The 9,248-nt window shown below is 49.7% G+C and carries 8 protein-coding genes; 7 read left to right on the top strand and 1 reads right to left on the bottom strand.

The genetic code is table 11. The annotated features are described in order from the left end of the window. Window positions 1–55: 55 nt before the first annotated feature. From MKY48_RS29330 to MKY48_RS29305, 6 genes are all read left to right on the top strand, one after another. Entirely contained in the window at window positions 56–1,225 is a 1,170-nt protein-coding gene (locus tag MKY48_RS29330; RefSeq protein ID WP_339268122.1) for a bis-aminopropyl spermidine synthase family protein, read from the top strand. Window positions 1,226–1,250: 25 nt separating this feature from the next. After that, on the top strand, window positions 1,251–1,709 hold the full coding sequence (locus MKY48_RS29325) for a GNAT family N-acetyltransferase (protein ID WP_098748974.1): 459 nt from the start codon (window positions 1,251–1,253) through the stop codon (window positions 1,707–1,709). Beyond that, window positions 1,693–2,727, top strand: coding sequence for an HAD-IIIC family phosphatase (locus MKY48_RS29320; RefSeq protein WP_339268120.1), 1,035 nt, complete (start codon window positions 1,693–1,695; stop codon window positions 2,725–2,727). The genes MKY48_RS29325 and MKY48_RS29320 overlap by 17 nt, the downstream gene beginning before the upstream one ends. A 3-nt stretch (window positions 2,728–2,730) precedes the next feature. Beyond that, window positions 2,731–2,985 (top strand): acyl carrier protein, encoded by a 255-nt coding sequence (locus MKY48_RS29315; protein ID WP_076325395.1) that lies wholly within the window; start codon window positions 2,731–2,733, stop codon window positions 2,983–2,985. A gap of 367 nt (window positions 2,986–3,352) precedes the next feature. Then, window positions 3,353–5,608: a N,N-dimethylformamidase beta subunit family domain-containing protein gene (locus MKY48_RS29310; RefSeq protein ID WP_339268119.1), complete on the top strand. Its 2,256-nt coding sequence runs from the start codon at window positions 3,353–3,355 to the stop codon at window positions 5,606–5,608. A 116-nt stretch (window positions 5,609–5,724) separates the two neighbouring features. After that, on the top strand, window positions 5,725–7,059 hold the full coding sequence (locus MKY48_RS29305; protein ID WP_339268118.1) for an alkaline phosphatase: 1,335 nt from the start codon (window positions 5,725–5,727) through the stop codon (window positions 7,057–7,059). 121 nt (window positions 7,060–7,180) lie between these two features. Here MKY48_RS29305 and MKY48_RS29300 read toward each other — a convergent pair whose 3' ends face one another. Continuing rightward, complete coding sequence (locus tag MKY48_RS29300; RefSeq protein WP_339268116.1) at window positions 7,181–7,795, bottom strand: hypothetical protein; 615 nt, start codon at window positions 7,793–7,795, stop codon at window positions 7,181–7,183. A 272-nt stretch (window positions 7,796–8,067) separates the two neighbouring features. Between MKY48_RS29300 and MKY48_RS29295 the strand changes: the two genes are divergently transcribed. Beyond that, window positions 8,068–9,177, top strand: coding sequence for a PEP-utilizing enzyme, TIM barrel domain protein (locus MKY48_RS29295; RefSeq protein ID WP_339268115.1), 1,110 nt, complete (start codon window positions 8,068–8,070; stop codon window positions 9,175–9,177). The last annotated feature ends 71 nt before the right edge of the window (window positions 9,178–9,248 follow it).

Below are 9,248 nucleotides of genomic sequence, written 5' to 3'. Positions count from 1 at the left end.
ACAATTGTGCATTGTGTTGGATAATATATTTATTAAAGGGGATGGTGGTAAATATATGAACGAGGAACTGATAGATTACGTTTATTCTCAAGTGTCAATGAAAGAAGGAAAAAAAGTAATTGAGAATATTCTTCTGGATATTTACTTCAAACCGGGCATTTCCACCAAAGAGATTGCCAGAAAAACGCTGCTGCCCCTGCCGCTGGTGTCCGCAATTAAGAAAGAGCTAATCAAGGTTGGCCTCATTGAACAAAAGCGGGGGGTGAACTGCACGGCAAGAGGAAGCCGTTTTGTCGAGCAAGTGATGGGGTTCGGCGATTTGGATCATGACCTGTATCAGCGTTTGAAGTACGAGCAGTGGCAGCCTGACGAACTGAAGGACATGATGACCAAGCTGGAGAGCGTCTTTGAGGGACGTCCTCAGGTCGATGTTACGATTGATCAGTCAAGCTGCACTCTGGCTACGAGCATGAACCGGGCTGTTCTGGCGCTTCGTCACGAGGCTCTAATCGGCAGGGACATCGTTTGTCTGGGGGACGATGATCTCGTCAGCGTGTCGCTGGCGTTTCTGCTGAAGCAGCTTTATCGTAACGATGCCTCCAAGTCGAACACCCGTATTTACGTATTCGAAATTGACAAACGTATTACCAGCTATGTGAACTATCTGGCGGAAACCGAAGATTTGCCGATCGTCTGCTACGAAATGGATTTTCGCGAACAGCTTCCGTCTGAATTTCTGAACCGCTTTGATTGCGTATTCACCGATCCGCCTTATACACAGCAGGGGATGTCGTTATTCGTCTCCCGCGGAATTCAATTGCTGAAGCGGGATGTAGGACTGCCTATCTTCCTGTCGTTCGCCCACAAATCGCCTGACTTCACCTTGGCGATGCAGCGCGAATTTGCCAATATGGGCTTGTTAGTGACGAGTGTCTTGCCTCGCTTCAATGAATATATCGGTGCGGAAATTATTGGTAACACAAGCCAGATGATTGTGTTACAATCTACTGAAGAGACCCACGAAAGTATCGAACGTGAATACAGGCAAGCGCTGTATACCGGGGAAGTCAAACGTACGGTTCGCTTATACGAGTGCAAACGCTGTAATCGCGTGACCGAAGTAGGTTTCCAAATGGAGTGGCAAACGATTGAGCACCTGAAGAAAGAGGGCTGCCCGGGCTGCCGCTATGAGACTTTCGAGCTCATTCAAAAAAAGAACGCATAAGAATACAGATTGGAGTTACAGCACGATGCCGATTAGAGAAATCGAGCCCCAGGATATCCCTGTTATTACAATATTCGAGACAGAAATCTCCATGATTTCATTCGGAGAAGATGCGATTACCGATCCTCTATTTCATACGAAAAAGCTAGAAAAGGCTCTTCGATATGAAAGGGAAGGAATGCTTGTTCTCGATGTGGATGGGGAAGTCTCAGGCTGGATGTGGATAACCCCGCGTAAAAACTCGGTTACCAAAGAGACGTATGCGAATTTCAAAAGTTTCTATATTGCTGAATCCTGCCGGGGAACCGCCTATGTCGATGAGCTCTTCGAGGCGGGAATGAACTACTGCAGAAGCGAGGAAGTTACGCAGATCGTAGGTAAGGTGCATGTGAGCAACTTGCCAATGCGGCTTCTCTATAAGAAATACGGCTTCAAGCCGACACATTTGACGATGGAGCTCTTTCCTAATGGACCCCAAGATTAAATGTCTAGTATGGGACTTAGACGATACGTTGTGGCAGGGAACGCTTAAAGAAGACAAAGCAGGCATTAAACTGCTGCCGGGGATAATAAACGTCCTCGATACGTTGGACCGACGCGGAATTGTTCAGAGCATAGCCAGCCGCAACAACTGGGACCAGGTGAAAAGCAAGCTGGAGGAGCTGGGCGTCGGTCAATATTTTCTGTATCCACAGTGTCATTTTGACTCAAAAGCGCTCAGTATGGAACGGATAGCGAAGGAACTGAACATTGGATTGGATACGCTGGCTTTGATCGACAATGATCCGTTCGAACGCTTTGAAATAAACTACTATGCTCCTCAGATACGTACATATGACGCCCGTCAATATCGGGATTTGCCTGAGTACCCCGAATTTCAGATCGGCCATGCGACCGAGGAATCGGAGAACCGGCGTCAATATATGCAGGCGCGATCTAGGAGAGAAGAAGCCCAAAAAGAGCACAAGGGAAGCCGTGAGCAATTTTTAAAGGAATGCGGTATGAAGCTGCAGATCCGATTAGCGCAGGAGAGGGATTACCCCCGGGTTGTTGAATTGTCCCATCGTACGAATCAGATGAACAATTTGCTGGAGAGAATTGACATGACGTTCGTCGATTCCTATTGCAAGCAGGACGGCCGCTATTTGTATGTGGCCAAGCTTGAGGATCGGTTCGGCGCGCACGGGCTTATCGGGACCTGTTTTGTGAATATCGTCGACGCAGAAATCAATCTGGATCTCTTTTGCATCTCCTGTCGGATCGAAGGCCGTGGCATCGCTTCGGCATTTTTGTATACGGTTCTTGAACGGCTGGGACAACAGGTGCCGATGGCGAAAGCTGTACGGTGCCGATTGGTGCGCAAACAACGAAATTTACCGGCCAGACTGTTATTGGAAATGCTGGGCTTCAAGAAATCCGCTGCGGATGACTTGGCATCCACTTACATACTGCAACTGCCGCTTCCGCACAAAGTATTTAATTGGCTCGAGATTGGAGAATGAACGATGAACCGCGATGCGATCGAACAAGAGATTACGGACATAATTAAGAAAATGCTTCAGTTGTCATTTGTTGATAATGATACCGTCTTAATCGGCACGGCCGGAGTATTGGATTCTATGACATTTATTAGACTGCTTGCGGAGTTAGAGAAGCGGTTTGACTTTACGGTGGACGAGGATGATTTGACTCTGGATTCCATCAGCAGTGTTAAGAACCTGACGGAATGGGTGATTAAAAGCAAACGGGAGAACTCCTGAATTACAGCAGGCATCAGAAGATAGGATCCTCACAATACCATGATGAAGCGGGAATTATTCCTGCTTCGTCATGGTGTTTTTCATTTTATTGAATAAAACAGGTGGATAATCATGCAAGGATCAATTGATATCACTGCCAATATTCAGTAGATTTTATTTATTATAACAAGTTTTGCCTTCTTACCATAATATTTACATGCTATAATTCTATTATATCTCATACAACTTATGGAAGAATTCCGAAAACTTGTATGCGGTATAAGAGGAAGGAACCCAGGTGTTTGTTCTCATCTTATTCATGGCAGGCATAACAGAACCGATTCACGTTGTACAAAGAAAAACTTTGAACTACGGGAGGAATGTAAGAATGTCCAAAGAAGATGTGAAGGCGAATGTGACCGATCCGCAGGCGCCAAATCCTGTAACTATTATCGGGTATACGAATGAATTCAGCGTCCAGCCCGGTCAAGATCTGCACTTTATGATTGATACCGGAAGCTCGGTATATACGGCTAATATTGTGCGTTTAATCGGAGGAATGCCTGATCCGGACAACTCGACTTTTTTGCCGACAGAACCGGTGTCGGCAGATTGTGCAGGTGAATATCCCGGGCGGCGGCAGATAACGGCTCCAGGTTCCTATGCCGAGCTGCCCCTGCCGAGAAATTGGATGCAGAGCGGCGAATTCTCGGCACAGCTGTGGATTTTCCCGACGGTTCCCGTATATGACTATATTCAGACCGTCTGGTCCGCACGCTCTGCAGATGGCACATCCGGTGCTGCCCTGGCATTGGAAACTGACGGACGTCTGGCGTTATCCCTAACCGGGGGCTGCGGGCAATCCGTTACAGTCCGCACCGATATCCCGCTTAAGGAGAATATATGGTATTCCGTAGTCCTTCAGTATGCGGCAAGCACACAGACAGTCAAGCTTTTTGTCAACAGCCGGGACGGGTGGAAGGCGGATGACGGCCTACAAGTTCATACCGCTGCTGCAAATCTGGATTACAGCAATGTCGCCTTAGCGCGCGTCCTGATCGCTGCGGATTCCGACCCTGCCGCTCCGGGACGCACCATTCATCATTACAATGGTAAAATCGGCAATCCCCGGTTCTGGGGAGAGCTTCTACCCGAGGAGTTGTTACCGGACGTACTGCTTGGCACAGACGGAATTGGCGTTGTTCCCCTAGCGGATTACGATTTCAGCGTCGATATTGCTTCAACACGCCTTGAGGACCTGTCGGCAGGCGGCTATCACGGCACCCTGCATCAGGGGGGCACAAGAGCGGTAACCAGTCACAACTGGACTGGGGAACACCTGGACTACCGGCACGCGCCTAAACAATATGCGGCTGTTCACTTTCATGATAATGATCTTGTCGATGCCGAGTGGGAGATTGATATTTCCTGGAAGATCCCGGGCGATCTGCCGAGCGGAATATACGCGCTCAAACTTGAAGCTGAAGGCAGCGTAGACTTTATTCCTTTCTTTGTTCGCCCTCTTCAAGGAACCGTAAGTGCACCCGTTCTGTTTCTTGCGCCGACTAATACTTATTTGGCTTACGGGAACGAACGGCTGTTTAAATTTGCCAAAGACTATCTGGGTGAGGACTACGTTCTTCCTTCCCAGGACGTTTATTTGGATGAACATCCCGAGGTGGGCAGCTCCATCTACGACCTGCATAACGATGGCAGCGGCGTGCAATTCTCATCCCGTCTGCGACCGCTTCTGAATATCCGGCCTCACTACCGTAATTGGCGGGCTGTACGCCACTTTTCCGCCGATTTGTACATTACAGGGTGGCTGGAAAAACGGGGTCAGAGCTATGACGTTGCTACGGACGAGGATTTGCATCATGAGGGAGTTCATCTATTGAGCCCTTACAAGGTGCTGATCACCGGGAGCCATCCCGAATACTGGACGAGACCGATGATGAAGGCGCTGGAGCAATATTTAGCGAACGGCGGGCGGGTCATGTATTTAGGCGGGAACGGGTTTTATTGGGTGACGAGTCTTGATCCGGACCGGCCATCCCTATTGGAAGTAAGGCGCGGTAACGCCGGTTCACGTGCTTCGGATTCTCCTCCTGGTGAACTGTTCCACAGCACGACGGGGGAGTCCGGCGGTCTATGGCGTCACCATGGTTATATGCCCCAGCGTCTAGTCGGTGTAGGAACTAGCGCTTTGGGTGGCGGGTCTGCTACCGGCTACCGGCGGTTAGACGACAGCTTCAAACCGGAAGCCGGGTTTATTTTTGACGGTATCGGCGAAAACGAGATCATTGGTGATTTCGGACATGCTGCCGGAGGAGCCGCTGGCGATGAGATCGACCGTTACGATCTGAGTTTCGGAACACCTCCGCACACGCTGCGTCTGGCAACATCGACCGGTCATGACGATAACTACCAATTCGTGCATGAAGATCAACTTCATACTGCACCAGGTCAGGGGGGAACCGAAAATCCGCTCGTGCGGGCGGACATGACTTATTTTGATATTCATGGCGGCGGCGCTGTGTTCTCTGTCGGTTCGGTTAACTGGGCCGGCAGCCTAGGTTGGAACGATTATAACAACAATGTAGTCCGTATCAGTGACAACGTGCTGAGCAAGCTGCTGCTGTAGCAAACAGGACATGTATCAATTCATCTGAGACAACAGTGGGCGAATCGGGGCACAGCATGTGCCCCGTTCATATTTGGTTCCAGCTTCAGAATACCCATTAAGGAAGGTGAGGAACTGTGAAAATTAAGCTTTCAGCTGCTGCCATATTGACTCTTATGCTGGTATGCTGCATGTTGGGTTTGCAGGCTGACCAATCGGCGGAGGCAGCCGCCTCCAATTCTCGTACAAAGGCCAAAAACGTAATCTTTATGATTCCGGATGGATTTTCACCTGCCTATGCAGCCAACTACCGTTTGTACAAGGGTGAGCCCTCTGTGATGGACTCCATGATTGTAGGCATGGTAAGGACATATTCAGCTGATTCCGCGCTCACCGATTCAGCCGCAGCGGCGACTGCAATGGCCACGGGATACAAGACGAATAACGGAATGATCGGGAGGACTCCCGATGGGATTGAGCGCAAGACGATTCTTGAGGCGGCCCGCGAACAGGGGAAGGCAACCGGTCTCGTAGCTACTTCGAGCATTACCGATGCGACCCCAGCTGCGTTCTCATCGCATGTTTTCTCAAGGAAAGATGAAAGCCTTATTGCGCAGCAGCAACTGCAAATTGCGGATGTTTTGCTAGGGGGAGGTAAGGCCTTCTTTCTTCCTGAGACTATGGGAGGGAAGCAAAGCAGCCGCAATCTGTTGGAAGAAGCGAAACAGAGAGGTTATCGTGTAGTTGAGAACCGGACTCAACTGGAATTAGCAAGTGGAAACCGAATTCTCGGTTTGTTCGCGGACGGAGATATGGCGCCTGAGCTGGACCGGGAGCATACGAACGAACCAAGCCTGAAAGAAATGACGGGAAAAGCGATCGATATTCTCCATAGAGACAAAGACGGTTTTTTCCTGCTGGTGGAAGGAAGCCAGATTGATTCGGCCGGTCACTACAATGATGCCGCATGGGCCATGAAGGACACGGAATCGTTCGAAGAAGCAGTGGAGCTGGCAAGAAAGTTTGCAGAAGAGGATGGGAACACGCTAGTCGTTATAGCCGGTGATCACGACACCGGAGGAATGGCGGTCGGAGGATATGATCAAACGGACGCCAAACTGGAGGTGCTGCGGCAGGTACAAGCATCCGGACTCTATATGACTAAAGAGCTGAAGACGGATAGAAGCAATGTCAAAGAGGTGCTCAAAGCTTATGCCGGCATCGATGTGACGCCTGAGGAGGAAATCGCAATTATCAATGCTGCTGACGCTATGCAAGCTATAAATCATGTCATCAGCAAACGTTCCATCGTGGGATGGAATACCTATCTGCATACGGGTGTGGATGTTCCGCTGTATGCTTTTGGACCGGGATCTGAGTTATTTCGCGGACTACACAATAATACGGACTTACCGCATTTGGTCGCTCGGATAATGAACATCGATTTCGGTGAGGACAAGTATAAAAAGTGAAACGAGCTGAATGTGAATTCCATATTCTGATAAAGCAATGATATGACAGCGGCTGCTCTCCGGTTATTTTGGCTAAACCATGGAGCAGTCTTTTTTATGGAGATGGGTGTCCGCTCGGCGGCTATAACGAGGATGCGATGTAATCGATCCAGGGGTGACCCGATGGAAACTGCGTACGGAGCGCATGGGTAAGCCATGTTTTAGCTTGCGGGTGAAGGAAGGGGAGCACCTTGATTAAATCCTGCTCGTCTTTTTCCCGAATGTTCTTACTGCCACCCTTATATAGAAGCTGTATCTCCGGTTTCAGATAGGGAATTCCTTGGTCTGTTTTTAAGGATATATCTTGGAGAGGTCTTCGGATCGACGGTTCTCTTCGATAAACCCAGCGGTCCTGTTCGGTTTCTACCAACATGATTTGGAATGAAAATGGGGCTTCATCATTTCGGCTTACCCATACATCGCCAACCGAATGCAAATATTCGCCTTCCTCCCAGATTGATAAGGTTCCTTGATCCGCTTTGTACAGCGTCCATTCTTTGGCTAATGCAGCGTAAATGGCGGCCTGCTCTTCGCGAAGGATCAGGATATCGATATCGCCGTGTTCCCGGGTCTGCTCTCCCAAATATAAATCCAAAGCCCAGCCTCCGGCGATATACCAACGAGCAGGGATATCAGCAAAAATTCTGACGGTATCCGATACGCTGATCGGTTCCCAATGATCATAATCAGTTCTCATGTTCAACTCTCCCTTACGTTTTCTTGCGTCTTCGATTCATTCCTCCATTGTATAGGTTTTATCCTGTCCGTGAAATGAGGATAAATAGATAGGTCAAGCTTTCCCGCCTTTGCACAGGCATCCTGCATAAAGAGAGTAGGGGCATGGTTCGTTCTCACCCGATATTTTTCAGCCGGTGTTTATCCCATGCGCTGTATATTTCCAATTGTTTCATAATAATCTGTAAGGAGGCGTTTATCCAATTCAAGGTGAAAGGGAGTAGAAGGATAACCATGACGGAAAGGCAATGGGGAGCTGGCAGTGAATTGGGACAGCGTCGATTTGAAGATGAAGAGTTCATCAGAGCAGAGGAGATTATGGCAAACGAGATTTCTCCCGAGACGGATCTGCTGAAGCATTTTGCAATGGCAGGAGGAGTCACCCATGAGGAGGTATTGCTGTTACTGGCATCGCCTGACGATATTGAAGAAGCCCTCAGGGTTTCCGGGATCCGGCATAACGGCACGGACAGACCTTCCTTGACCCGACTGCTGGGGTGGAGTGACAGGAACAGAAGACTGAAAGTCATGAGCCGATCCGCAGACCCTGAATCCATTGCACGAGATATCAGGCAAGGTGCTCAGGGAATTGGGCTGATACGCGGGGAGGATGCTCTGCAGCATGGCCTGCTGCAGGAGGTTTACACGGCGTGGTTGAATTCGCGGAGCGCAGAGAAGAGCGCCCTGTTAAGGCGGAGACTCATTATGCTATGGAAGACCTATTGGGTGTCGGTGTTTCAGGCGGCGGGTGGAGCCCGATGTGCGGTCAGCTTGCTGCATGATGCCCGGCTTTCCAACACGATGGAGTTACGTGAAGTGCAGGATGCTCAGCTGGAGTCGCTGTTCCGAGCTGTGGAGCAGTGCAGCGAGGAAGGCGTAGATTGCCAATTAGAGCTCCTGGCTGTACGTCCGGCACACGCGGATGACTTTATATCGATTCATAATTTTATCGAAGAAGTGGCAGAGCAGACCCTTATGGATCAAAGGCGTTTTGTGCGTATTCGCTATGGGGCGCTGTTCGGAGAAGGGATGAAACCAGCAGCGGGAGCGGAGATTGCCCGTTTGGCCGATGTGATTGTATTCGATTCGGAGGGTACGGAGAATTTCGAATCCTCGGATGAGGCAGGACACAGGGTTGCGGCTTTCTCAGAGATGATCCATCGAATTAGGCGAACGAAGCCGCAATTAACGCTCCGGATCAATGGGGTGGCTGCCACGGATTTACGGATGGTTTACCGGCAGGGCATACATGAGGTGTGCTGTCAGCCCTCAGAGATTGCAGCCATTCGAATAACCGGCGCGAGGCTGGAGATGCGCCGCAGATGTTCGACGATTGTCGAGTGATGGAATGTGAGCGCTTTACGAAATAAGTGATTGTATAGAGAGAAGTCCTTGCGAGAGATCGCAAGGGCTTT

This window comes from Paenibacillus sp. FSL W8-0187 (assembly GCF_037969755.1).
GTDB lineage: Bacteria > Bacillota > Bacilli > Paenibacillales > Paenibacillaceae > Paenibacillus_AQ.
Note: the sequence above shows the minus strand (reverse complement) of the source record. Positions and strands in the feature narration are given on the sequence as shown.